General features: G+C 67.8%; 22 protein-coding genes. 7 read left to right on the top strand and 15 right to left on the bottom strand.

The features are described from left to right. The first annotated feature begins 1 nt into the window (after nucleotide 1). Together BO226_RS19905 and BO226_RS19900 are read left to right on the top strand one after the other, a co-directional pair. Nucleotides 2-760: an IclR family transcriptional regulator gene (locus BO226_RS19905; RefSeq protein ID WP_006550790.1), complete on the top strand. Its 759-nt coding sequence runs from the start codon at nucleotides 2-4 to the stop codon at nucleotides 758-760. Between the two features lie 103 nt (nucleotides 761-863). Then, nucleotides 864-2060 carry a 4-hydroxybenzoate 3-monooxygenase gene (locus tag BO226_RS19900; RefSeq protein WP_064256839.1) on the top strand — a complete coding sequence of 399 codons (1197 nt, stop codon included), beginning with the start codon at nucleotides 864-866 and terminating at the stop codon, nucleotides 2058-2060. 3 nt (nucleotides 2061-2063) lie between these two features. On the opposite strand, the gene BO226_RS19895 is transcribed toward BO226_RS19900, so the two are convergent. Together BO226_RS19895 and BO226_RS19890 are read right to left on the bottom strand one after the other, a co-directional pair. Next, complete coding sequence (locus BO226_RS19895) at nucleotides 2064-3281, bottom strand: alpha/beta hydrolase (protein WP_064256790.1); 1218 nt, start codon at nucleotides 3279-3281, stop codon at nucleotides 2064-2066. Between the two features lie 134 nt (nucleotides 3282-3415). Then, entirely contained in the window at nucleotides 3416-4405 is a 990-nt protein-coding gene (locus tag BO226_RS19890) for a bile acid:sodium symporter family protein (RefSeq protein WP_050993543.1), read from the bottom strand. Nucleotides 4406-4486: 81 nt separating this feature from the next. Between BO226_RS19890 and BO226_RS19885 the strand changes: the two genes are divergently transcribed. Beyond that, nucleotides 4487-5347, top strand: a complete 861-nt coding sequence (locus BO226_RS19885) for a LysR family transcriptional regulator (RefSeq protein ID WP_019290565.1) — start codon at nucleotides 4487-4489, stop codon at nucleotides 5345-5347. Nucleotides 5348-5417: 70 nt separating this feature from the next. Then, complete coding sequence (locus BO226_RS19880; protein WP_006550785.1) at nucleotides 5418-5912, top strand: hemerythrin domain-containing protein; 495 nt, start codon at nucleotides 5418-5420, stop codon at nucleotides 5910-5912. Here the strand turns inward: BO226_RS19880 and BO226_RS19875 are convergent. Continuing rightward, the gene (locus BO226_RS19875; RefSeq protein ID WP_006550784.1) at nucleotides 5905-6588 is read right to left on the bottom strand and encodes a hypothetical protein; all 684 of its coding nucleotides are present in this window, start codon (nucleotides 6586-6588) and stop codon (nucleotides 5905-5907) included. The genes BO226_RS19880 and BO226_RS19875 overlap by 8 nt on opposite strands. A gap of 85 nt (nucleotides 6589-6673) precedes the next feature. On the opposite strand from BO226_RS19875, the gene BO226_RS19870 reads away from it, so the two are divergent. Beyond that, a complete protein-coding gene (locus BO226_RS19870; RefSeq protein ID WP_064256840.1) occupies nucleotides 6674-7975 on the top strand; it encodes a glutaminase in 1302 nt (433 codons plus the stop codon). Nucleotides 7976-8155: 180 nt separating this feature from the next. Continuing rightward, the gene (locus BO226_RS19865) at nucleotides 8156-9028 is read left to right on the top strand and encodes an alpha/beta fold hydrolase (RefSeq protein WP_041803497.1); all 873 of its coding nucleotides are present in this window, start codon (nucleotides 8156-8158) and stop codon (nucleotides 9026-9028) included. Nucleotides 9029-9329: 301 nt separating this feature from the next. Here BO226_RS19865 and BO226_RS19860 read toward each other — a convergent pair whose 3' ends face one another. The 8 genes from BO226_RS19860 to BO226_RS19825 all read right to left on the bottom strand — a co-directional run bounded on the left by BO226_RS19860 (nucleotide 9330) and on the right by BO226_RS19825 (nucleotide 17056). Further along, complete coding sequence (locus tag BO226_RS19860; RefSeq protein ID WP_019290568.1) at nucleotides 9330-9803, bottom strand: hypothetical protein; 474 nt, start codon at nucleotides 9801-9803, stop codon at nucleotides 9330-9332. Nucleotides 9804-9898: 95 nt separating this feature from the next. Then, entirely contained in the window at nucleotides 9899-10573 is a 675-nt protein-coding gene (locus BO226_RS19855; RefSeq protein WP_006550780.1) for an ABC transporter permease, read from the bottom strand. Continuing rightward, nucleotides 10570-11214, bottom strand: coding sequence for an ABC transporter permease (locus BO226_RS19850; protein WP_064256791.1), 645 nt, complete (start codon nucleotides 11212-11214; stop codon nucleotides 10570-10572). The genes BO226_RS19855 and BO226_RS19850 overlap by 4 nt, the downstream gene beginning before the upstream one ends. Next, nucleotides 11211-12320 (bottom strand): ABC transporter ATP-binding protein, encoded by a 1110-nt coding sequence (locus BO226_RS19845; protein WP_064256792.1) that lies wholly within the window; start codon nucleotides 12318-12320, stop codon nucleotides 11211-11213. The genes BO226_RS19850 and BO226_RS19845 overlap by 4 nt, the downstream gene beginning before the upstream one ends. Before the next feature lie 16 nt (nucleotides 12321-12336). Beyond that, nucleotides 12337-13248: an ABC transporter substrate-binding protein gene (locus BO226_RS19840; RefSeq protein ID WP_064256793.1), complete on the bottom strand. Its 912-nt coding sequence runs from the start codon at nucleotides 13246-13248 to the stop codon at nucleotides 12337-12339. An 83-nt stretch (nucleotides 13249-13331) separates the two neighbouring features. Further along, nucleotides 13332-13832 carry a cysteine dioxygenase gene (locus BO226_RS19835; RefSeq protein WP_064256794.1) on the bottom strand — a complete coding sequence of 167 codons (501 nt, stop codon included), beginning with the start codon at nucleotides 13830-13832 and terminating at the stop codon, nucleotides 13332-13334. Between the two features lie 206 nt (nucleotides 13833-14038). After that, nucleotides 14039-14932 carry an amidohydrolase family protein gene (locus BO226_RS19830; RefSeq protein ID WP_064256795.1) on the bottom strand — a complete coding sequence of 298 codons (894 nt, stop codon included), beginning with the start codon at nucleotides 14930-14932 and terminating at the stop codon, nucleotides 14039-14041. Nucleotides 14933-14980: 48 nt separating this feature from the next. Beyond that, a complete protein-coding gene (locus BO226_RS19825; protein ID WP_064256796.1) occupies nucleotides 14981-17056 on the bottom strand; it encodes a sensor histidine kinase in 2076 nt (691 codons plus the stop codon). Nucleotides 17057-17343: 287 nt separating this feature from the next. Between BO226_RS19825 and BO226_RS19820 the strand changes: the two genes are divergently transcribed. Beyond that, complete coding sequence (locus BO226_RS19820) at nucleotides 17344-18267, top strand: LysR family transcriptional regulator (protein ID WP_064256797.1); 924 nt, start codon at nucleotides 17344-17346, stop codon at nucleotides 18265-18267. 71 nt (nucleotides 18268-18338) lie between these two features. On the opposite strand, the gene BO226_RS19815 is transcribed toward BO226_RS19820, so the two are convergent. The 4 genes from BO226_RS19815 to BO226_RS19800 are packed head-to-tail and all read right to left on the bottom strand — an operon-like array spanning nucleotide 18339 to nucleotide 22993. Next, the gene (locus BO226_RS19815; protein ID WP_064256798.1) at nucleotides 18339-19196 is read right to left on the bottom strand and encodes an SRPBCC family protein; all 858 of its coding nucleotides are present in this window, start codon (nucleotides 19194-19196) and stop codon (nucleotides 18339-18341) included. A gap of 55 nt (nucleotides 19197-19251) precedes the next feature. Further along, complete coding sequence (locus tag BO226_RS19810; RefSeq protein ID WP_064256799.1) at nucleotides 19252-20106, bottom strand: FAD binding domain-containing protein; 855 nt, start codon at nucleotides 20104-20106, stop codon at nucleotides 19252-19254. Next, the gene (locus BO226_RS19805) at nucleotides 20103-22502 is read right to left on the bottom strand and encodes a xanthine dehydrogenase family protein molybdopterin-binding subunit (RefSeq protein WP_071935968.1); all 2400 of its coding nucleotides are present in this window, start codon (nucleotides 22500-22502) and stop codon (nucleotides 20103-20105) included. Before BO226_RS19805 ends, BO226_RS19810 begins: the two co-directional genes overlap by 4 nt. Nucleotides 22503-22504: 2 nt before the next feature. Further along, nucleotides 22505-22993: a (2Fe-2S)-binding protein gene (locus BO226_RS19800; protein WP_006550769.1), complete on the bottom strand. Its 489-nt coding sequence runs from the start codon at nucleotides 22991-22993 to the stop codon at nucleotides 22505-22507. Nucleotides 22994-23056 lie beyond the last annotated feature (63 nt).

Here is a 23056-nt window from a genome sequence, read left to right as displayed (position 1 = left end):
CATGGCCAACTCGCCGTCCGGTGACTCGATGCTCGACCGCGTCGTCCGCATCCTCGAGTCGTTCGACGACACCCAACCCCGCCTGACGGTCGGGAGTCTCGCCCGCAGGTCCGGCATCCCGCAGGCCACGACCTACCGGCTCGTCGGCGAGCTGGTGCAACACGGTCTGCTCACCCGGGACGACGACGGCCGGGTACGGCTCGGTCTGCGCCTGTGGGAACTCGTCGCGCGCAGTGCACCCGCGCGCGATCTGCGGGAGGCGGCGCTGCCCTTCCTGCAGGACGTGCAGTCGGTGGTGCACCAGCACACCCAGCTCGCGGTCCTGCAGGACGACGAGGTCCTCGTCCTCGAACGGCTGTCGGCGTCCGATTCGGTGGTCAACCAGGCCTCGGTCGCGCGTCGGCTCCCTGTCCACGACACGTCGCTGGGCATGTCGATGCTCGCGTTCTCACCTGCGGAGGTGCAGGAAACCTATCGGCGACGACATCCCGAAGTGGAGAAGCGCTTCGCTGCGACGACGAGAGATTTCCGTCGCGCGCTCGCGGAGGTCCGCCGGCGGGGCTATGCGCGCTTCGACGGTGTGCTGGACGAGGGCACCACGGGCATCGCGGTGCCCGTCCTCGCGCGGTCGGGTCATGCCCTGGCGGCGCTCGGCGTGGTGGTGCCCACCGGTGCGTCCCGGCAACAGGCCGTCGTGCCTGTCCTCATGGCCGCTGCCCGCGGCATCGCGCGCGGAGTCGGCGAGCGTCCCCCGGACTGACCCGATCATTTTCTCATTGAACGAGAAGCCAGCGTATGCGGTGGGAGAGGCGCACGACACTCGACGGGACGCGAATCGGATACGCGCAGCGAAGGACGAACACATGAACGCAACCCGCACGGTCGTCACCACCGAAGTCGGCATCGTCGGCGGCGGCCCGGCAGGTCTCATGCTCTCCCACCTCCTCGCGAAGGCGGGGATCGACAACATCGTCGTCGAGAAGCGTGATCACGAGACCATCCGGACCACCCACCGTGCGGGGATCCTCGAGCACGGCTCGGTGTCGCTGCTCACCGAGAGCGGAGTCGACACCCGTGTCCTGAACGAAGGGCACCGCCACGACGGCATCGATCTGCGCTTCGGAGGCGAGAGCCACCGCATCGATTTCCGGGACCTCGTGGGTGAGTCGGTGTGGTTGTATCCGCAGAACGAGGTCTTCGTCGACCTGGCCGCCTCGCTCGAACGCGACGGTGGCGATGTGCGCTACAGCGTCTGCGACGCAGAGGTTCTCGACATCACCACCGACACACCGAAGATCCGGTTCACCGAATCCGACGGCACGCCGGTCGAGGTCCGGTGCCGCATCCTCGTCGGAGCGGACGGATCACAGAGCATCTGCCGCAAGGCGATTCCGGGCGACGTCCGCACCGACCACTTCATCGAGTACCCCTTCGCATGGTTCGGGATCCTCACCGAGGCTCCCCCGAGCGCTCCCGAATTGATCTATGCGCGTTCGGATCATGGATTCGCCCTCATCAGTCAACGCAACGAGTCGGTGCAGCGGATGTACTTCCAGTGCGACCCGTCCGAGGACGCGTCGACGTGGAGCGAGGAGCGGATCTGGGACGAACTGCAGAAGCGTGTCGACGGCCCCGACGGTTTCGAACTGAAGCGCGGACCCATCTTCGAACAGATGGTCCTGCCGTTCCGCTCGTACGTGTGCGAACCGATGCGGCACGGAAACCTCTTCCTGGCAGGCGATGCCGGCCACACCGTTCCGCCGACCGGTGCCAAGGGACTCAACCTCGCCCTGGCCGACGTCCGGGTGCTCTTCCGCGCGCTCGACTCGTTCTTCTCCACCGGTTCGTCCGACCTGCTCGACGCCTACAGCGACACGGCGCTGCAGCGCGTGTGGAAGGCACAGAACTTCTCGTACTGGATGACCTCGATGCTCCACACCCGTGAGGACGCAACGTCGTTCGAGAACAAGCGGGCGCTGGGCGAACTCGCCGCGGTCGTCGGCTCCCGGTACGGGCAGCAGTATCTCGCGGAGGCGTACACGGGCCGGCCCGACCGCTGATCGTCAGGGCGTGCGGGCCAGGAGTTCGTCGAGCCGATCGAGAACCCGCCTGTTGAGGAGGGTGCGGTTGCCCATCTCGCAATGCCCACCCGCACCCTCGGCGTCGGTGAACGGGATGAGGGTCACCTTGTCGCCCAATCGATCTCCGAACGTTCCTGCACCGCGCGCGAGGGCATCGCTCTCGGCGGCGGTCACCACGACCGGGCACGAGATATGCTCCCCGACCTCGTCGAGCGTGTACGCGTTCATCTCCGCGAACAGTTCCCGGATGTCCGAGACTCCGTTGACCCAGAATCCGCGGGCGACGATCTTCCAGCGCAGCGACGGATCCGACTGCACCGCAGCCATGATCGTGTCGGCGTCCTGTGCGCTCATCGAGAGAGGATCGTCGAGGACCTCGGGGGAGAGGCCGAACGCTGCCCCGAGGGCCCGGGTGCCGGCCGCGACGCTCCACTGACCGGGATCGGCGACCACCGCGGCCAGACGATGCTCACCGGATGCTGCGCGCGTCGCGAGATATCCACCGAGACTCCATCCGCTCAGGACGATGCGTTCGGGGTCGACGATGGGGGAGGCCGTCGCATGATCGATCACCGCGCGCACGACCACTTCCCAGTCCGGACGCATCGGCATCTTCTGCTTGTAGAGCATCTCACCCTGGCCCGGTCCGTCGAACAGGAGACAGTGGTAGCCGCGCCGCAGCGCTGCCACGGCCGATGCGAAGTACATGTCGGTGATCGTGGCGTCGTATCCGTTGGTGAAGACGATGAGCGGCCGCACGCTGTTCTCGTGGCCGGGTGCGGGAATCAGATAGCCCGGAAGCGTGGTGTCCTCGAACGGAATCCTGGCAGCCTTGACGGGTGTGTCCCCGATCGCCAGCCCGGCATCGAAGGCCGCGACCTGCTTGTCGAAGGCGCCGATCAGACGTGGGTCGACGGGAGATCCGTACAGCGGGTGGTAGGCGGTCGCGTAGTAGGCGCTCGCCCGCAGGAACAGCTCGCGGGCCGAGTCGTCGTGCCCGGCGGTCGCGCAGGACTCCGCTTCGGCGACGAGACGGTCCCCGGTCTCGACCCACGCCCGATAGAAGTCCCCGTCGTCACCGTCGCCCACCTGCCGGGCCACTGCGGCGATCTCGCCGAAGTCGGCGCCGCCGTAGGGGATGTAGGCCAGCGGCCAGGTTCCGAACTCGTCGTGCAGATGATCGTGGAATAGCAGACCCATGTCGGTGCTCCTTCGAGCCGAGGTTCGCGGATCGGGATTCTCCCTGCACGGTGACGGCACGACGACGTCACCGTTATCGGAATCAGCGGATTTCACCCTCGATTTCGTCGAACAGGAGCTTCGGCCTCGCTCTCCTATACGGCTACGAGCCCGTCCGGTGCCTTCTTCGCCAGGCGTCCGGCGAGGGCCGCGCACACCAGGAGCTGCATCTGGTGGAACAGCATGAGCGGCAGCACGATCAGGCCGATGGGCTGGCCGGGGAACAGCACGATCGCCATGGGCAGACCGGTGGCGAGGGACTTCGTGGAGCCGCAGAAGAGGATCGCGACACGGTCCTGATATTCGAAACCGAGTCCGCGCGACGAGTACCAGGTGAGCGCGAGCACGATCGCGAGCAGCACCGCGCACACACCGACGAGGGCGAGCAGGCGGCCGACCGAGATCATCGACCAGATACCCTCGTTCATGCCGCGGCTGAACGCCACGTACACGACCAGCATGATCGATCCGCGGTCGACGAGTTTGAGCGGCTTGCCGTGGGCCTTCACCCAGCCGCCGATCCAGCGCCGCAGGAGCTGACCTGCGACGAACGGCACGAGCAACATCAGCACGATGTCGAGCACGGCCGACCCGCTGAAGGTGACGCCCTGGGTGGACATCGTCAGCGCGACCAGCAGTGGAGTCGCGAAGATTCCGATGAGACTCGAGGCGCTGGCCGAGACGATCGAGCCGGGGATGTTGCCGCGCGCCACCGAGACGAGCGCGATGGCGGACTGCACCGTGGACGGCAGCAGGCACAGGTACAGGACGCCGAGATAGAGCGGGTCGCTCAGGATCGACGGCACGAGCACCTTGGCGGCCAGACCGAGCAGCGGGAAGACGACGAAGGTCGTGGCGAGGATCGTCAGGTGCAGACGCCAGTGCTCGAGACCCTCGATGGTCTCCTGCGTGGACAAGCGCGCGCCGTACAAGAAGAACAGCAGCCCGATGGCGATCTTGGCGGCCCAGTTCACGCCGTCGAGTACGACCCCGTCGGCGGGCAGCAGAGCAGCGACGGCGACGGTGGCGAGGATGGCGAGCAGGAACGGGTCGAGCCGTCCGAGCACGGGGATCTTGGAGAGCACGAATCGACGGTACGGCAGCCGGATGTCATTACAGAAGACGGTCGCCACGTTTTCTGTAATCGCGATTCGTGATGAAATGGGATGGTGTTCGATCCGGTGCACCTACGGAGCTTCCTGGCCGTCGAGCGGGAGCGCAGCTTCACCGCGGCCGCCCAGCGGCTCGGCCTGCGGCAGTCGACGGTCAGTCAGCACGTCGCGCGACTCGAGAAGGAGATCGGGCGCCGCCTGTTCGTACGCGACACGCACAACGTCGAGCTCACGGCGGACGGCGCCGACATGGTCGCCTTCGCCCGCGAGATCCTCGATCGCCACGATGCCGCCCGCAGGCACTTCTCGGAGTCGCCGCTCAGCGGCCGGCTGCGTTTCGGGGTCTCCGAGGACCTGGTGCTCTACGAGCTGCCGTCGATCCTCGCCGAGTTCCGGCGTAGTCATCCCCGCATCGATCTCGAACTCACGGTGGATCTGAGCGAGGATCTGCAGCGCCGTCTCGACGACAACGAGCTCGATCTGGTCTTCGGCAAGCGTCGACCGGGCAGCCGCCACGGTGAAATGATCTTCAGCGAGCGTCTCGTCTTCCTGTCCGCCCCCGATTACGTCCTCGATCCGGACGAGCCGACACCGCTGGTGTCCTATCCGTCGCCGGCCCTGACCCGCGACATCGCGCTCGAGGTCCTCCAGCGCAGTGGGCGCGGTGTCCGCGTTGCGTGCACGACCGACAGTCTCAACGGTCTGCGCGCTGCAGCGCTCGCGGGACTGGGCGTGGTGCTGCACGCCGAGCGGCTTCCACCACCCGGTCTCGTCCCGGTGCGCGATCCCCAACGATTGCTTCCCGGTGCGGGTGAGATCGAGTTCGTGCTCATGGCGCGTCGTTCCGTACTCAACGGCCCGGAGGCGGCACTGCGGGCGGCCATCCTCGCGAATGCGGATCGTGTGCGCGTGTGACGGTGTCGCGGACGGGTATTCCTGTGCCACGCCCGCTGGGGGCGGCAATGTTCACGCCGCAGGAGGAACCGTGTCCACAGACGCGATCGTGTTGCTGAAGGAAGACCACAAGGAGATCAAGAAACTCTTCCGCGACTTCCGGAAGGCCGAGGGGGAGAAGGAGAAGGGCAAGATCGTCGACAAGATCATCGAAGCCCTCACCGTGCACACCTATCTCGAGAACGAGTGCATGTACCCCGAGGTGCGTTCCCTGCTCCCCGATCTCGAGGACGACATTCTCGAATCGTACGAGGAGCACCACGTCGCCGACGTGCTCGTCATCGAACTGGCCGGGATGAAGCCCGACGCAGAGCGTTTCGACGCGAAGACGACGGTCCTCATCGAGAACGTCGAGCATCACATCGACGAGGAGGAGGACGAGTGGTTCCCCAAGGTGCGCGAGGCGCTCGGCCGTAAGCAGTTGCAGGACATCGGTGCCCGCATGCTCGAGATGAAGGAGGGCGCCCCGCGGTCACCGGCGCAGCCGTCCGCGCTGAAGAAGACGATCGACGCGGTGATCAGCTGACGGTGTGCTGCGGCCGGGCGAGGAAGGCGCCTCGTCCGGCCCGGCTCGCCCGGTAGGCGTCGCGCCGCGTCTCGACGAGCCATCCCGGCCACGGATCGACGAATCCGGGGCAGTGGACGGTCGGATCGAATGACGGCTGCTCCGAATCCTTCTCGGGCAGGTGGCGAGTCAGCGTCAGACGTCCCGCCGCTTCCAGAGGCCCGCGGGCGGAACCCACCAGGAGAGAGAACTCGAGCGGTATCTCGAGTGCCTGCACGGAGGTCGTCGAGGACGGTTGTCGTCCGCGCGGAACGGCGGTGATCCACCGCGGCGCGGGGTCGCTGTCGGTCCGATAGGCCATGAGCGTGCTGTAGCGGGCACTCGACCACGAACGGGCCGGCAGCAGCGCCACCCGGGCCGGCAGATGAGCCGATGCGAGCAGGACGTCCCACGGGCCGGTCTTCGTGGCGAAGCGCACCGCGAGACCGAGCACGTCCGGCATGCCGTCCGGTGTGCCGATGGCCCGCGACACCCGGGCGACGACAGGAGTAGGGCGGGGAATCTGCCGCGGCCACCAGGACGACTCGAGTTCGGCAACCCCTTCGAAGGTCGCACCGCGCGGGTGGAACACGCGTGCTCCGCGCAGCGCGGATCCCACTCGGAACGGCACGGACAGCGCCGACGACAGAGCAGTCATGGGGATGGCATACCCGCGATCCGCCGGTTCAATCGCCTTCGTCACTCCTCACCCCGGCAGCGTCCGATTCGGTCACGATGAATACATGCGTTCACCGTTGCCGGATTATCTGACCGAAGTGCTCCGAGGATGCGCCGACAGTTCGGGCGCCCTCGCCGACTACATCCCGGAACTGGCGAGGGCCGACCCGGACCGGTTCGCCCTCACCCTCGTGACCGCCGAAGGTGCGGTGTACTCCGTGGGCGACGACCACACCGAGTTCACGATCCAGTCGATCTCGAAGCCCTTCGTCTACGGTCTTGCGCTGCAACAGAGAGGCTTCGACGCCGTGCTCGACGTGATCGATGTCGAACCCTCCGGGGAGGCGTTCAACGAGGTCTCGCTCGAACGCAACACAGGCCGTCCGCTCAACCCGATGATCAATGCCGGTGCGCTCGCCGCACACGCCCTGGTGCTCGACGGACGGCAACCCGAGGCCTCGGTGGAGGACATCCGTTCTCTGCTGTCGTCCCTGGCCGGTCGCGAGCTGACGATCGACGAGAAGGTCGCATCGTCGGAGCTCGAGAACTCCTATCGCAATGTCGCCATCGCCAATCTCCTTCGGGGGTACGAGGTTTTCGAGGACGATCCGGACGAGATCGTCGAGGGGTACATCCGGCAGTGTTCGGTGACGGTGACGACCAAGGATCTCGCGATGATGGCCGCGACGCTCGCGGCGGGCGGTGTGCAACCCGTGACGTGCGAGGAGATCTTCTCGCGGGACGTGGTGCGTCAGGTGCTGTCGGTGATGGCGACCTGTGGGATGTACGACGCGGCGGGGGACTGGCTCTCCACCGTCGGTATCCCCGCCAAGAGCGGCGTGTCCGGAGGAATCATAGGAATCCTACCGGGACAGTTGGGTATTGCCGCATACTCGCCGCGCCTCGACGACCACGGCACCAGCGTCCAGGGGGTCGCCGCCTTCGGTCGTCTCTCCCGCGACATGAACTTGCATCTGATGGACGCGCCGATGGTCGCACACTCGGTGTTACGCAGAAGACATGTCATCGGCGAGGGTGACGAGTCTCTCACCCTCCTCGAGTTGCAGGGCGACCTCCAGTTCACCAGTTCCGAGGGTCTCGTGACGGCCGTGGTCGACGAGCCTGTGGAGACGAAACGCCTGGTCTTCGACCTGTCCCTCGTCCGTACCATCCTGCCGGTCGGCCGAAGGATGTTGCTGGAGATGATCGGTCGGCTCCACCGGGACGGCGTGGAGGTCGTCGTGATCGACCCCGAAGGGCATCTGCCCGAACCCGACACCGGCTACGGCTTCCGACCGCAGGTTCACACCTCGTGGGAGACCTGGAGGCGCAGGGGTGAAAGGGCATTCGGCACGAAAGTGACGTGAGGGACGGCTGTGAAGTTTTCCGGAACCACGGGTGGCGTCCACACCGAGCACTGGGCTACGGTGTCGTGCGGTGTGCCCGAGGTTGGTCGGCGAAAGACGCTCGTACCCCACGAAAGAAGATCCATTCATGCCGTTCCGTGAATCCCTCGTCGTCCCCGGAATCGTCCGGGTAGGAGGATGATGGCGTTGCTGACACGTTCGCCCTACCGCTGCCCCGGAGACGGCAGCGTGATCCACCACGCGTGCGCAGGACTGCTGACCTACTGGGAGCGTCCCGTCGAGGAGCACGTCGCCCGCACCTCGCTGGGTGACACCTACGTGCTCACCACGGGTCCTGCGACCGCACCGCCGATCGTGGTGCTCGCGGGTGGCGATCTCCCGGCGGCGGGGCTGCGTCTGCTCGCCGAGCAGTTCGGCGAGCGCCACCGGGTGGTGCTCGTGGATGTCCCGGGCCTTCCCGGTGCGAGCGCGGGCAGCCGGCCCGACAGCCGGATCCACAGCGTCTACGGCCACTGGCTCGTCGAGGTGCTCGATGCACTCGGCGTCGAGCGGATTCCCGTGATCGGTCTCGGCTGGTCGGCCTCCGTGGCCGCTGCGGTGGAGGATCTTGACCGGATCGAGAAGCTGGTGATCGCGGCGCCGCTGGGTCTCGTCCCGCGCGTCCGGTGGAACCGCGCCCTCATCCCCGGCCTGCAGTGGCGCAACGAGCCCAACTTCGAGAACACCGAGCGGTACCTTCGAGCACTCGCGGGATACGACTACCGGCCCGACGAACAGACCCTGCGGTGGTCCTGCCGCGTCGGTGCGTATTGCACGTCGCTGACGAACATGCCCCGCATCGATCGGGCCGTGCTGCGCCGCTGGCGCGGGCGTCCGGTCGAGGTCGTCGTGGGAAGCAAGGACCCCCTCGTACAGGTGGACGCGCTGAACAAGCTGGCCGACGACATGGGTGCTCATTTCGTGGCGCTTCCCGAGGTGGGTCATCTCCTCGCGGTCGAGGCGCCGGCCGCTCTGGCGGCGACGGCCGCAGCCGCAGCGGTAACGGAGAACTGAGAACCGGGACTCGGAAGAGTCCGGTCCCGGAGAGTGTGGGTCGAAAGTGGCGGTGCCGGGCTGCCCCCGACGGGCGTAGCTGTCAGTCCGGCATCGCCACTTCCGGTCACCCTCCCAGTGGAACCCGAAGGCTTGAGTACCCACACCAGGGCTGCGATAATCCCCGAATTATTACGTTTTGGTCACGGGGACGCCTACGACCGTACCACCTGAATGCTGTGTCGTTGCAGATGTGTGTATCGGCGCGTCACACATCCGCGATTGCGGGGACGCGATCACATCACGCCACGGCTCTGTCGGATCACGCCACAGCGGGGCTCCAGTCGACCACCACCGACCGTGCTCCGATGTATTCCAGCAGGTCGCGGACCGGTCCGCCGAAGCGGAGCTGACGGGCGACCTCCAGTTCGTCGAGGTCGTCGTTCTCCGTGCCGACGAGGATCCCATCGATCATGCTGCGGGCCGCGGACACGACGAGCGTCTCTTCCTCGGCCACCCGGACCGGTACATCGTTCTCGCCCGCCACCGCGCCGACCGCCACGGCCACGTAGTCCCTGTCCTCGTCCGCGTCGTGATACGCGACCAGACGGCCATGCAGCACGGACTCGGGCAGGATGCGGTCGAGCGTTACGCCCGAGGGAACGCGCTCGTCCTCGGGACGGATGCTCGGGCCGGATGCGGCCGGTGTGGCCGGGGATGCCGTGGGCTGCGCGGCTGCGTACAGGGGTACGCGCCGAGACGTCCAGCCGAAGTAGGTTTCGCGTTGCGCATACATCGCACCTGCGCCTCCTCGATAGGACTTCGTCTCGACCTCCAGTGTGCTCCGGGCCACCGACACGTTTGTCGGTTCCGAAGGAGGGATCGTACGAGCTAGTCGCGCGAGGCCCGGACGCCGGGTGAGACGAGCAGTCGGCCGAGGACCGCGAAGAGCGCGAGGATCACCAGCGAGCAGATCCCGGCGAGGGCGGCACCGCCCACGACCAGGGCGTAGTCGCTGCGCGCGAGACCGTCCACGATGGGCCTTCCCACCCCGCCGAAGCTCACTGCCGCGGCGATCGTGGCGGTCGCGACGATCTGCACGGCGGCGGTGCGCAGGCCGACGAGGATCAGCGGCAGAGCCACCGGCAGCTGGGCCCGCAGCAGGATCTGGGACGAGGTCATCCCCATCCCGCGGGCGGCGTCGGTCAGCGCCGGGTCGATCCCGCGGATCCCTTCGTAGGAGTTCAACAGGATGGGTGGGATCGCGAGTGCCACCAGCGGCACCATCACCGGAACGAGCCCGATCCCGTACAGCACGACCAGCAACACGAGCAGGCCGTAGGTGGGGAGGGCGCGTGCGGCGTTCGCTGTGAGCGACACGAGCACACCGCCGCGGCCCGTGTGCCCGGTCCACAGGCCGAGCGGCAACGCGAGGAGCACGGAGATCACGAACGCGAGCAGGGTATAGCCGAAGTGCTGGGCCAGTCGCGTCGGGATCCCGGACGCGCCCGACCAGTTCGCGGAGTCGCCGAAGTATTCGGCCAGATAGTTCAGCAGCGTCGTCATCGGCGCACCTTCGAGGTGCGGTGCATCCACGGCGTGGCGAGACGCTGGACGAGCACGAGCACCGCGTCGACGACCAGTGCCATCACGACGGTCGCGATGATGCCGATGATCGCCAGACCGAGTCGGTTGAGCTGCACCGAGGCGGTGAACAACGCGCCGAAGGCACCCATGCCGATCAGCGCTCCGACGCTCACCATGCTGATGTTCGCGACCGTCGCGACCCGCAACCCCGCGATGACCGCCGGGATCGCCAGCGGCAGGTCGACGGTGAGCAACCGGCGCGGCGTCGAGAATCCCATCGCCACCGCCGACTGGCGGACACTGTCGGGCACAGCACGCAATCCGTCGACGACGTTCGGGACGAGGCCCGCCAGCGCGTAGACGGCCAGCGGGAGGATCACGGTCGTCCGGCTGATCCCGGTGAACGCGATGAGCAGGACGAAGAAGGCAAGCGACGGAATCGAATACAGGACACTGCAGACCGCGAGTACCGGGGCGTACACCCGCGGCCACCGCACGCACGCGAGGCCCAGCGGCAGAGCGAGGACGAGGCCGAGCAGCGACGCGCCGAGGGCCATGACGAGATGATCGCCGAGCAGTTCCCAGAACGTCCCGAGATAACCGGGAATCCGCAGGCTCACCGCAACTTCCGCATCGCGAGCGGAGACGGGGTGCCGGCCTCCCTGTGGTTGTGCGCCGCGCGGACCGCCGCGGTCACCTCTTCGCCACTGATCACCCCGAGCGCACGTCCGTCGTCGTCCACCGCCACGGCATGGCCCGACGGTGAGAGCACGGCCGCGTCGAGCACGACGCGCAGCGGATCCCGCCCGGGAACGAACGGCTTTCCGGCCGGCAGGAATTCCGCATCGGCACTGCCGTCGCGCCACCCCGTCGGGCGTCCGTCGTCGTCGACGACGAGAAGCCAGCCGTCGCCGACGGCGAGTTCGGCGGCATCGCGGGTGACGATCGGATCGGTTCGCAGCGGCAGGTCGGCGGACGAGAAGAACGACATGAGTCGCACACCGCGGTCGACGCCGAGGAATCCGGCGACGAAATCGTCGGCGGGGGAGGTGAGAAGATCCTCCGGAGTAGCGTACTGAGCGAGCGCCCCGCCCGGCCGCAGGACGGCCACGCGGTCGCCGAGCTTGATCGCCTCGTCGATGTCGTGGGTGACGAGCACGATCGTCTTGGCCAGCACCGATTGCAGGCGCAGGAGTTCGTCCTGCAGATCCTTGCGGACCACGGGATCGACCGCGGAGAACGGCTCGTCCATCAACAGGATCGGAGGATCGGCCGCCAGCGCACGTGCTACACCGACACGCTGCTGCTGCCCGCCGGACAGCTGAGCAGGATAGCGTTGCGCCAGTTCTTTTCCGAGGCCGACTCGGGTGAGCACGTCCATCGCGGTCGCGCGGGCCTCCTTACGGCTCGCGCCGAGCAACCGGGGCACGGTGGCGACGTTGTCGATCACTGTGCGATGGGGGAACAGCCCGGCGTGCTGGATGACGTATCCGATGCCCCGGCGCAGGATCCGGGGATCCTCGTCCCGGACGTCGCGGCCCCCGACGAGCACACGCCCGCTCGAGGGCTCGACCATCCGGTTGATCATGCGCAACGAGGTGGTCTTCCCACACCCCGACGGCCCGACGAACACCGTCAGGGTGCCCGTCGGGACTTCCAGCGAGAGTCCGTCGACGGCGACGGTCCCGTCGGGATAACGCTTCCCGACGTTGTCGAATGTGATCACGTGGCACCGACTTCCGTCAGTTCAGATCGTTCTGCTGCAGCCACTCCTCGGCGACGACGTCGATGTCGCGACCGTCGGTGACCACCTGTCCGACCAGGACGACGAGGGTGTCGGTGGTGAGCTTGTCGGACACGGCGTCGATCTTCGCGACGTGGTCGTCGTCGAGATCGGCGCGATGCGCCAGCGGGGTGACGTTCTGGGCTCCGAAGACCGATTCCGGGTCCTCCAGCGCAACAAACGGTTCGGTGCTCAGCGACGGATCGGTGGTGAAGATGTTCGCGGCCTGCACGGTGCCGTCCGAGAGCGCGCGGATGGTGATGGGGCCACCGGTGTCGGTGGGGACGAATTCGCGGAACTCGACCCCGTACACCTCACGCAGACCCACGACACCTTGCTGACGCGTCTCGAACTCCGGCGGTCCGCCGAGGACGAGTTCGCCGGCGACCGGCGCGAGATCGGCGATGCTCACGAGGTTGTAGCGCTGCGCGGTCTCCTCGGTGACGACGAGGGCGTCCTTGTTCTCACCGGGGGCGGAGGCCAGGATCTCGAGCCCGTCCGGAAGGGCTTCGGACAGGGCCGCATTGACGTCCTCCGTCGTCGAGGCGGTGCTGTCGGGGTCGACCCGCGCGAGCAGTGCGCCGTTGTACTCCGGGACGAGCGTGATGGCACCCGAGGCGACCTGGTCGTAGTAGATCTCGCGGCTGCCGATGTTGAACTGGCGGGTGACCTCGGCCCCCGTGCTCTCGAGCGCCTGCGAGTAGATCTCCGCGAGCAGGACGTTCTCCGGGAAGTTCGCCGAACCGACGACGATCGCGCCTCCGTCCGCTGTGTCTCCGGCGAGGGGATCCTCGTCTCCGCCGCCGGAACAGGCGGCCAGGGCGAATACGGACACGGCGAGAAGCGCGGTGGTGCGTGCGAAGCGTTTCACGGGTTGCTCCCTCGGATGCGGCACGGTCGGTTTTCGACTCTATCCCGGCGGATACCCACTGTGCCGGATTTGTCACGAGTGGATCACCAGTCGTCGCCGGCACGCTCCGAGGTCGTGAGGGCGAGGATGCCGCGCTCGAGACGGTATCGGCTCATCGAGTCCAGCGCGGGGGTATAGGCGTGCACGGTCACCGCCGGGACGGGACCGTCGTTGACGACCTCGTGCACGTGCCGACCGTCGAATCGACGCGTGACACCCGTCGACAGATGGGTGCGGGAGAGCGTCACGCGTTGCCCGGGAAGATCTTCCGACCACGGCTGGTCGACGGTGTCCTCCCGGACCTGTCCCTGCGCGACGGCGAACGCGCCGGCACTCCCACCGTGATCGTGGATCCCGGTGCGCTGCCCGGGAAGCCAGCTCAGCAACCACACCTCGTAGTCGCCGGCGACGGCGAGCCGGGTGTACCAGCGTTCGGTTTCGTCGAAGCGGACGAGCGGCCGCCAGCGGGAGACGTCCGCGGCGATGTCACGGACGATCTCGGCGAGATCGACGCGCACGGAGGGGGACAGAAGAGCAGCAGGCATCGTGGTTCCTCGGAACGGGAGCCGGACGGGATCGTAGGGCCGTCCGGGCAGGAGAAGTGGTTCGGGCCGGGATCAACGACAGGCGCGACAACCACAGAAACCACCGGCGATGCGGACGTAGTCCACATGAAGTCTGCGATGCCGCAGGGTCGCCGGAAGATGCATGCCGCTCACTTCAGCGGCCGGATGCGGCACTGTCAAGATTTTCACTCGTGTGACGTTCGGAACAACCGGGCCGGATTGCGTCGCCGTACGGGCTCGTCGCGCGCGTCGCCGAACAGCAACGGTGCTGCGTACGGGCGGTCCGAACCGAGCACGACGCGGTCGGGGCCGAGGCCGGACGCCACGGCCTCGACGATCTCGGGACCGTACGACGAGGTGTCGACGAACACTCCGGCCGACGGGACCGTCGCCGGTCCGCCGCGCGCGGCCATCCGGTCGGCGTGCAGCGGCGCGAGCCCGGCGAGCATCGCGAACCCCACGCGCAGTCCGGGGAGGCGAGGGGCCCCGTACTCGTGCCAGGCGAACCACGCGGTGTGCATCTGCGCCACGTACGACACCATCGCCGGCCACCACGGCGGAGCCGACGGATCGGCCGCGGCGGGCCCGGGATGCACGAACAGGGGAGCACCGACGCGGTCGAGTTCGTCGAGGAGCGGGGCGCACCGCGCGTAGCCGTCGGCATCCGCCAACGCGGTGGCGGGAAGCTGGAGACCGACGCATCCCGCCCCGAGCACCTCGCGCAGCGCCGCGGGATCGGGATCGTCGACCGACGCTGCCGCCCACGCCCCGAACGGGTGCGGCAGCGCGAGCACTCCCTCGTGGTAGGCGTCGAGCAGGCCGGCCCCGTCGGCTGCGGGAAGCGTTTCGATCCCCAGCGGGCTCGACAACGACACCAGCGCCAAGTCGATGCCGTCCTGCGCCGCGAGCTCGGCCCGCTGGGCGATCGAGTGATCCTCCGGTCGCACCTCGTACGGGGGTTCACCGCCGAGGTACAGCGTCCATCCGACGAGCCGCGGCGCACGGGTGCGTGCCCGTAACGCAGCGACGAGCGGTGCCGGCCAGACGTGCTGGTGGACGTCGACGCGGGGAACGGTCATGCCGTCAGGATGGCAGACCGCCCGCCCGCTGTCCGTTGTCCGCGTCGCCTACTGTCCCGCGCCGCGGGGAACCCATCGTTCGTGCAGCTGTCCGCGCCGGATACCCGGACTCGTCCCGGGCGTCGCGAGAGCGGGGGTGGGTGCCGAGTGACGGCTTCCGACCACCGGCTGCGATCCGGATGCCGGGTCGGCGTGGAACTGCTCGCCGTACTCCGACGGGGGATCGGGCAGGCGGCGCGGCCGATCGATCCGGTACGGATCGTCGTGGTTCCTGCCGGTTCCCTTGAGCAGGCTGGTCGGCAGGTAGATGCTCGCAGTGATGCCGGCATTGGTGGACGAGTCGAAGGTCGGACGCAGACGCACCGTGATGTCGTGACGCTCGGCGAGGCGCGCGACCACGAACAGACCCATTCGCCGTGCGGCGCCGGATCCGGCTTCGCCGTCCGAACCCAGCCGCATGTTGATGTCGGCGAGTTCATCTGCGGGAATACTGATTCCACGGTCGGCGATCTCGAGGAGGAGGCCGCCGTCGACGGCGCGGGAGAACGCGAACGCCACGGTGCTCTCGGGCGGTGAGGCGCGCAGTGCGTTGTCGAGGAGCTCGGCGATCATGTGGACGACGTCGGTGACGGCGCTGCCGACCAGATTGCCGTCCGGCGCATTTCCGATGTTCACGCGCTGGTAGTTCTCGACCTGCGAGAGGGATGCGCGCAGGACGTCGACGAGCGGTGTGTCGGGGACGCGGCCGAGGCGCTGGCGGGTACCGGCGAGGACGAGCAGCGAGTCGCCCGTGCGCCGCATGCGGGCGGCGAGGTGGTCGAGCGCGAACAGGTTCTGCAGACGCGTCGGGTCGCGCTCTTCGTGTTCGAGCGAATCGATCAGCGCCAGTTGCTGTTCCACGAGCGTCTTGTTGCGGCGGGCGAGCGTTTCGAGCATCTCGCTGACCTGCCGGCGCAGCTGGGCCTGCTCGCCGGCCAGACGTAGGGCGCCTTCGTTCATGCTGTCGACGGCGCGCGCCACCTCGCCGATCTCCTCGCGGGTGTAGACGCGGATCGGATCCAGTGTGACGGATTCGATCTCGGCGCCGTCCTTGATCGCAGCGAGTGCGGCGGGCAGATCCTGTTCGGCGGTGCGCAGGGTGTCGTCGCGCAGTCGGCGCAACGGCCGGACGAGCGACATCGCGATCACGATCGCCAGGGCGAGGGCGAGGGCGAGGATGATCGCGACACCGATGGCGTTCTTGAGGGCTTCGGTGCGTGCTCCGGCCGCGAGGTCGTCGAGGGCGGCCACGGCTCGGGTCGCGGAACCGGCGACCTCCTCCTGGTAGATCATGAGGCTCTCGAAGAGCGACCCGCGCAGAGCGGCGACGTTGCCCGCTTCGTTGTCGAGGTTGGCCGTGAGGCTGCGGCGATTCTCGAGCTGGGTCATCAGACCGTCGACCCGGGAGGAGTCGGCGGTCTCGTTCTCGACGAAGGTGTCACGGAGGACGGCCAGTCGCGCGGACTCGACACCGAGGGCGTTGTTCCACATGAGCAGGGCACCGTCGGTTCCGGCGCTCAGCGCGGAGTATGCGAGGACCTGGTCGAGCAGGGACCACTGGGTGTCCCACAGGTCGAGAAGTGTCGCGCTCTCGCGCTGGACGGTGGGGTCGTCCGTGGTGGTGGTGATGGCGCGGTAGGCAGCCTGGGCGCGGATGACGAATCCTTCGGCGCGCTCGCTGGCCACGGTCGGCGCCAGGGTTCCCGACGACGCGCTGTCGAGCAGGCTCTCGCCCTCGGCGAGCATGCGGTTGATCATCGCCGCGATCTGCGGATCGAGATCCTTCGCGTCGATGTGGTCGCGCAGCGTCGCGGCGGATTCGCGGGCGACCTGGGCGCCGTTGTCGACGGGCAGTGACAGGATCGTCGCTGCCGCGGCGCCGGTGACACTGGTGGCGTAGTCGGCGAGGGTCGGCAGGATGGAGACGTTCTCGGCGGCGGCGCTGTAGGCGTCGTTCTCCTGGTAGAGGTCGTAGACGCGGAGCGAGCCGTACAGGGTCGCTGCGACGATGGGGACGGCGACGACTGCGGTCATCCTGCGCCACAGACGCCAGTTGTCCGGCGTGTACTGCCGGAATTTCCTCATGACACTCACAACGTTTCGCCCCCCGAGCCTCTCTACCTGCCTGAGTCGGCGGCCGGCCGAAACTGGACTTCGGCAAGTAAAGAACTTCGCCTTGGAAATTCGGGCCAGGGCGAATCACGGTTCGCTGCCGTCAGGACGTGGGTCAGAGTAGGTAGTACTTCGCTGCGCTCACAAGATCGCCGTCCAAGTCCGATAGCTGGTATTCGATCTTGTGTATACATCACGGTCGTGCGCTACGATGCCGCCGGAATTTCCCGTTCCGCCGGGTTTCGATGTCAGGGGGGCGCATGGATCTGCGACGGGTCGATCTCAACCTGCTCGTCGTCCTCGAAGTCCTGCTCTCCGAACGCAATGTCACGCGCGCGGCGCGGCGACTGAACATGTCGCAACCGGCGACGAGTACGGCTCTCGCCCGGTTGCGCAAGCTATTCGACGATCCGCTTCTCGTGAAGAGCGGCCGCACACTGCGTCCCACCGTGCGTGCCCAGGCGATCGTCGAACCGCTCCGCGAGGTGCTGCGGACCCTCGAGCGCTCGGTACTGGCTGCGCCCGGCTTCGATCCCGCGACGGATTCACGCACCTTCACCATCATGACCGGCGACTACGCCGCGATCACCCTCCTGCGTCTGCTGGTCCGGGGGAGCACCCCGGCCGGCATCCGTTTCGATCTGCTGCCGTTCAACGGTGCCGGTCTCGATGCCTTCCGCCGGTTCGAGATCGATCTCGCGGTGCTACCGGAACACGTGCTCGAATCCCCGGAGTTCGAGAGCTGCCGGAGGCAGGTCGTGCTGACCGACAGACTCGTCGGGGCGGTCTGGTCCGGCCACCCGTACACCGGCACCAAGCTCACCCGCGAAGTGCTCGGCCGCTACCCGCTGCTGTCCTACGCGCAGTATTCCGACGACACCAACCTCGGCCGCGCTCTGCTGCGTGCGGGGGCGGTGGCCCAGGTCGGCGCGACCAGCGGCAACCTCGCGGTGCTTCCGTACGCCCTGGAGAACACCCGCATGGTCACGTTCCTGCCCGAGCGCTTGGCCCGGCACCTCGCCGAGATGGCGTTCCTGCGCATCCTGGAACCGACCTTCCAGTTGCCGCCCCTGCGCGAATTCGCGGTCTGGCACGCCGAGCGCGATGCGGATCCCGCGCACGCCTGGCTCCGTGCGCAGCTCGACCCGATCGGGCGTCGCCGCGTCGCAGCACAGGCAGGCTGACGACGACGAACGCTGCGGACCGGCCCGTTCGACGGGGTCCGATCCGCAGCGTTCGAGTGGATCCGACGAGGTCAGCGTCCCGATCGACGCTGGAGGATCACCGCGATGACCACGACGAGAATCGCGACCACTCCGACCGGCGCGACCCGCGTCGCGACCGATCCCTTCGCGTACTGCATGAGGTCGAGCGGTTCGGCCTCGGGCTGCGGGGGCGCGGCCGGGGCGGGAGTCGTCGATGGCGTGGGAGGCGTCGAGGTCATCGCCGGTGCCGGTGAGGCGCTCACCGGGCTGGGTGGAACCGACTCGTTCGGCCGCGTCTGCGCGGAGTCGTCATCCCCGGCACCGGCCCCGACGAATGCTCCACCGGCAGGCTCGTCGCCCGAACCCGAGGCGGTGAGCGGTGGGCTCGCCGGCACGGACTCGTTGGGCTGCGACTCGGCTGCCTCAGTGGCCGCCGCGGAGGAGGACACAGAAGAGGCCGTCGCTTCGGGTCCGAGCTTCTTCGACAGGCAGTCCGCGAACTGCTCGAGGATCTTCCCACCGACATCCGAGATCATCCCCCGCCCGAACTGGGCGGGCTTGCCGGTGATCTTCATGTCGGTGCTCACGATGCCGTCGGTGCGGTCGCCGTCGCCGGTGAGGGTGACGGTGATGGTCGCGGCCACCGTGCCGTTGCCTCGGGTGTCCTTCGCATTGGCCTCGATGACCGCCCGGCGGGCGGTCTCGTCCTTTTCGACGTACACGCCGGTGCCCTTGAACGTGAGCGCCACCGGTCCGAGCTTCACCTTGACGGTCCCGGTGAACGTGTCGCCGTCGACCCCGGTGAGCGTCGCACCCGGCATGCACGGCGCGACCTTCTCCGGATTCAGCAGGGCGGTCCACACCTCGTCGACCGGGGCGGGAACGGACAGTGTGTGTTCGAGTTGCATGGGGTCCTCAAGTTCGTAGGTGGTCCGGGATCTCGGTGTTCGGCGTGGAAAACGCCTAGACCCCGGAGGCAGTGGTGACCGCTCGTCGGGTGAGTACCCGGGCGAGGTGGCTCCGATACTCGGCGTCGGCATTCCCGTCGGTCATGGGAGCCGTGCCGTCGGTGGCGAGCTCGGCGGCCTCCCGGATCGTATCGACCGTCGCGGGCTTACCGATCAGCGATTCCTCGACGCCGCGTGCCCGGACCGGCACGGCCGCCATGTTGGTAAGCGCGATCCTCGCCCGTTCGATGGTGTCGCCGGACGCCTGTAGGGTCGCAGCGACCCCGACGATGGACCACTGCTGGGCCGCGCGATGGAACTTCTCGTAGCGCGCAGACCAGCCCGTGTGCTTGGGAATCCGGACCTCGACGAGGATCTCTCCGGGCTCGACCGCGGTCGTGAAGAAGTCCTGGAAGAAGTCGTCCGTCGCGATGGTGCGACGCCCGGACGGACCGGCCACGGTGAAGGTCGCCTCGAGCGCCACGGCAGGCGCCGCGAGATCCCCGGCCGGGTCGGCGTGCACGAGCGACCCGCCGAACGTGCCGCGGTGCCGGATCTGGGGATCGGCGACGGTCGCCGTCGCCTCGGCCAGCAACCGTGCGTGCTCCGCGACGAGCGGGTCGTGCAGCACATCGTGGTGGGTGGTGGTCGCGCCGATCACCAGGGCGTCGCCGTCGTCGCGGATGCCCCGCAGTTCGGGGATCCTGCCGAGGTCGACGAGCACGGTCGGTGCCGCCATCCGCAGGCGCAGGACGGGCATGAGGCTCTGCCCACCGGCGATGACCTTCGCGTCCTCACCGGCCTCGGTCAGTGCGGCGACCGCTTCGTCGACGCTCGACGGGGCGACGTAGTCGAACGGGGCCGGTATCATTGCGTGCCTCCTCGGGCGTCGCGGAGCGCGTGCCAGATCCGCATCGGTGTACAGGGCATCTCGACGTCGGTGACGCCGAACGGCCGGACCGCATCGAGTACGGCGTTGACGACGGCCGGGGTGGAGGCGATGGTTCCTGCCTCGCCGACACCCTTGACACCCAGCGGATTACCGGGTGCCGGAGTGTCGGTGCGATCGGTGACGAAGGGCGGCAGATCCACCGCGGTGGGTAGCAGATACTCGGCGAACGACGAACTCAGCAACGTGCCCGACTCGTCGTGCACCGCTTCCTCGTAGAGGGCCTGGGCGATACCCTGGGCGAGTCCGCCGTGCACCTGACCCTCGACGATGAGCGGATTCACGACGTGCCCGACGTCGTCGACGCACACGTACTTGCGGATCCGCGCGTGCCCCGTCTCGGTGTCGACCTCGATCACGCACAGGTGGGTGCCGTGCGGGAACGAGAAGTTGTCGGGATCGTAGGTCGCCTCGGAGTCGAGGTTCGGTTCGACACCGTCGGGCAGGTCGTGCGCGGCGAACACCGCGAGCGCGACGTCGGTGAGCCCGACGGACTTCGAGGTGCCCTTGACGCGGAACTGTCCTGCCTCGAAATCCAGATCGTCCTCGGAACATTCGAGCAGGTGTGCGGCGATCGGCCGGGCCTTGGCGACCACCTTCTCGGCGGCCTTCACGACCGCGATGCCGCCGACGGCGAGCGAGCGGGAGCCGTAGGTGTCGAGACCGCGCGGTGAACTCTGCGTATCGCCGTGCAGGATTTCGATGTCCTCGAACGGGATTCCGAGCCGGTCGGCGACGATCTGGCTCCACGCCGTCTCGTGGCCCTGACCGTGCGCGGACGAACCGGTGACGACCTCCACCTTGCCGGTGGGGAGCATGCGGATCGCGGCGTGCTCCCAGCCGCCGGCGCCGTAGGAGAGTGAACCGAGCACCCGCGACGGGGCCAGGCCGCACATCTCCGTGAACGTGGAGACACCGAGACCGAGCTGCACCGGGTCGTTGCGCTCGCGTCGTTCGGTCTGCTCGCGCCGTAATGCGTCGTAGTCGAACAACTCTCGGGCCTTGGCGGTCGCGGCCTCGTAGTTGCCCGAGTCGTAGGTCAGGCCCGCGACGGTGTCGAACGGGAACTCCTCGTGCTTGATCCAGTTCTTCTCGCGGAGCTCGAGGGGATCCATGGACAGTTCGACGGCGAGCTCGTCCATGATGCGTTCGATCGCGAAGGTGGCCTCGGGGCGTCCGGCGCCGCGGTAGGCGTCGGTGGGCACCTTGTTGGTGAACACGTTGGTGCAGGCGAACCGGTACGAGTCGAACTTGTAGATGCCGTTGAACATGAACGCGCCGAGGATCGGCACACCCGGGGTGACGAGACGCAGGTAGGCGCCCATATCGGCGAGCAGTTCCACCTTCAGGCCCGTGACGGTGCCGTCGCGGCGCGCGGCGAGGGTCAGCTTCTGGACCTGGTCGCGGCCGTGGTGCGCGGCGAGCATCGACTCGCTGCGCGTCTCGGTGTACTTGACGGGCTTGTGTAGGCGACGCGCGATGAGGAGCGTGAGCACCTCCTCCGGCGTGACCTGCAGCTTGCCGCCGAAACCACCGCCCACATCGGGGGCGATGACGCGCAGTTTGTGCTCGGGGAGACCGAGGGTCATCGCGAGCATCAGCTTCAGCACGTGCGGGACCTGGGTCGCCGACCACATGGTGATCTGCGAGGCGGTGGGGTCGACGACGACCGATCGCGGTTCCATGAAGGCCGGGATGAGCCGCTGCTGCCGGAAGGTCCGTTCGACGACCACCTCCGCGTCGCGGATCGCGTCCTCGACGTTGCCGCCGCTGCCGGCCTCGGCGGAGTCGAACACCCATGTCGCGCTGACGTTGGTGCCGAGATCGGGGTGGACGAGGTCGCCGTCCTGCGCCGCGCTCTCGAGATCGAGCACGACCGGCAGGTCCTCGTAGTCGACGTCGATCGCGTCGAGGGCATCGTGGGCCTCGTATGCGCTGCGGGCCACCACGACTGCGACGGCCTCACCCGCGAACCGCACGGTGTCGACGGCCAGGGCCGGGGCGTTCGGCGTCTTCATGTCCTCGGTGATCGGCCACGCGCACGGCAGGCTGCCCTGCTCCTCGGCGAGGTCGGCGCCCGTGTAGACGGCGACGACCCCCGGCTTGCCCCGGGCCTCGGAGACGTCGAGTCCGGTGATGCGGGCGTGCGCGATCGGGCTGCGCAGGATCGCGGCGTGCAGCATCCCAGGGAGCACGATATTGTCGGTCCAGCGCGTGCGGCCGGTGATGAGGTGCTCGTCCTCCTTGCGGCGGCGTGCCCGGCCGAGTTCGGATTCGCCGGTGCCCTCGTCGGTGGTGGGATCCACGGTGCTCGTCATCGTCATACCTCCTGCGTGGCGGCCGGGTTCTCGCGCAGTCGCTGAGCGGCGTCACGCGCAGCGGCCACGATGTTCTGGTATCCGGTGCAGCGGCACAGATTTCCTTCGAGACCGTGCCGTACGTCCTCGTCGCTCGGATCGGAGTTCTCGGAGAGCAGGTCGATGGTCGCCATGATCATCCCGGGCGTACAGAAGCCGCACTGCAGGGCGTGCTTCTCGCGGAACGCCTCCTGGACCGGATGCAGGCTGCCGTTCGTGGTGAGCCCTTCGACGGTGGTGACCGAGTGTCCGTCGGCCTGTACCGCGAGCATCGAGCACGACTTGACGCTGCGGTCGTCGAGCAACACGGTGCAGGCGCCGCAGTTGCTCGTGTCGCAGCCGACCACCGTGCCCACCTTCCCGAGTCGATCTCTGAGGTAGTGGACGAGAAGCAGTCGCGGTTCCACGTCGTCCGTGTACTGCGTTCCGTCTACGGTGACAGTGATGCGCATCGATCCTCCAAGTGCCTCGCGTAGCGCAGTGATACAGATCACTGACACTCTGCTGCATATCGC

Source organism: Rhodococcus sp. 2G (assembly GCF_001886355.1).
Lineage (GTDB): Bacteria > Actinomycetota > Actinomycetes > Mycobacteriales > Mycobacteriaceae > Rhodococcus > Rhodococcus pyridinivorans.
This window is presented reverse-complemented; position numbering and strand designations above follow the sequence as displayed.

Coding starts and splice junctions, on each gene's coding strand:
- BO226_RS19905 (WP_006550790.1), top strand. CDS start 2: ATGGCCAACTCGCCGTCCGGTGACTCGATGCTCGACCGCGTCGTCCGC.
- BO226_RS19900 (WP_064256839.1), top strand. CDS start 864: ATGAACGCAACCCGCACGGTCGTCACCACCGAAGTCGGCATCGTCGGC.
- BO226_RS19895 (WP_064256790.1), bottom strand. CDS start 3,281: ATGGGTCTGCTATTCCACGATCATCTGCACGACGAGTTCGGAACCTGG.
- BO226_RS19885 (WP_019290565.1), top strand. CDS start 4,487: ATGGTGTTCGATCCGGTGCACCTACGGAGCTTCCTGGCCGTCGAGCGG.
- BO226_RS19875 (WP_006550784.1), bottom strand. CDS start 6,588: ATGACTGCTCTGTCGTCGGCGCTGTCCGTGCCGTTCCGAGTGGGATCC.
- BO226_RS19870 (WP_064256840.1), top strand. CDS start 6,674: ATGCGTTCACCGTTGCCGGATTATCTGACCGAAGTGCTCCGAGGATGC.
- BO226_RS19865 (WP_041803497.1), top strand. CDS start 8,156: ATGGCGTTGCTGACACGTTCGCCCTACCGCTGCCCCGGAGACGGCAGC.
- BO226_RS19860 (WP_019290568.1), bottom strand. CDS start 9,803: ATGTATGCGCAACGCGAAACCTACTTCGGCTGGACGTCTCGGCGCGTA.
- BO226_RS19855 (WP_006550780.1), bottom strand. CDS start 10,573: ATGACGACGCTGCTGAACTATCTGGCCGAATACTTCGGCGACTCCGCG.
- BO226_RS19835 (WP_064256794.1), bottom strand. CDS start 13,832: ATGCCTGCTGCTCTTCTGTCCCCCTCCGTGCGCGTCGATCTCGCCGAG.
- BO226_RS19830 (WP_064256795.1), bottom strand. CDS start 14,932: ATGACCGTTCCCCGCGTCGACGTCCACCAGCACGTCTGGCCGGCACCG.
- BO226_RS19825 (WP_064256796.1), bottom strand. CDS start 17,056: ATGAGGAAATTCCGGCAGTACACGCCGGACAACTGGCGTCTGTGGCGC.
- BO226_RS19820 (WP_064256797.1), top strand. CDS start 17,344: ATGGATCTGCGACGGGTCGATCTCAACCTGCTCGTCGTCCTCGAAGTC.
- BO226_RS19815 (WP_064256798.1), bottom strand. CDS start 19,196: ATGCAACTCGAACACACACTGTCCGTTCCCGCCCCGGTCGACGAGGTG.
- BO226_RS19810 (WP_064256799.1), bottom strand. CDS start 20,106: ATGATACCGGCCCCGTTCGACTACGTCGCCCCGTCGAGCGTCGACGAA.
- BO226_RS19805 (WP_071935968.1), bottom strand. CDS start 22,502: ATGACGAGCACCGTGGATCCCACCACCGACGAGGGCACCGGCGAATCC.
- BO226_RS19800 (WP_006550769.1), bottom strand. CDS start 22,993: ATGCGCATCACTGTCACCGTAGACGGAACGCAGTACACGGACGACGTG.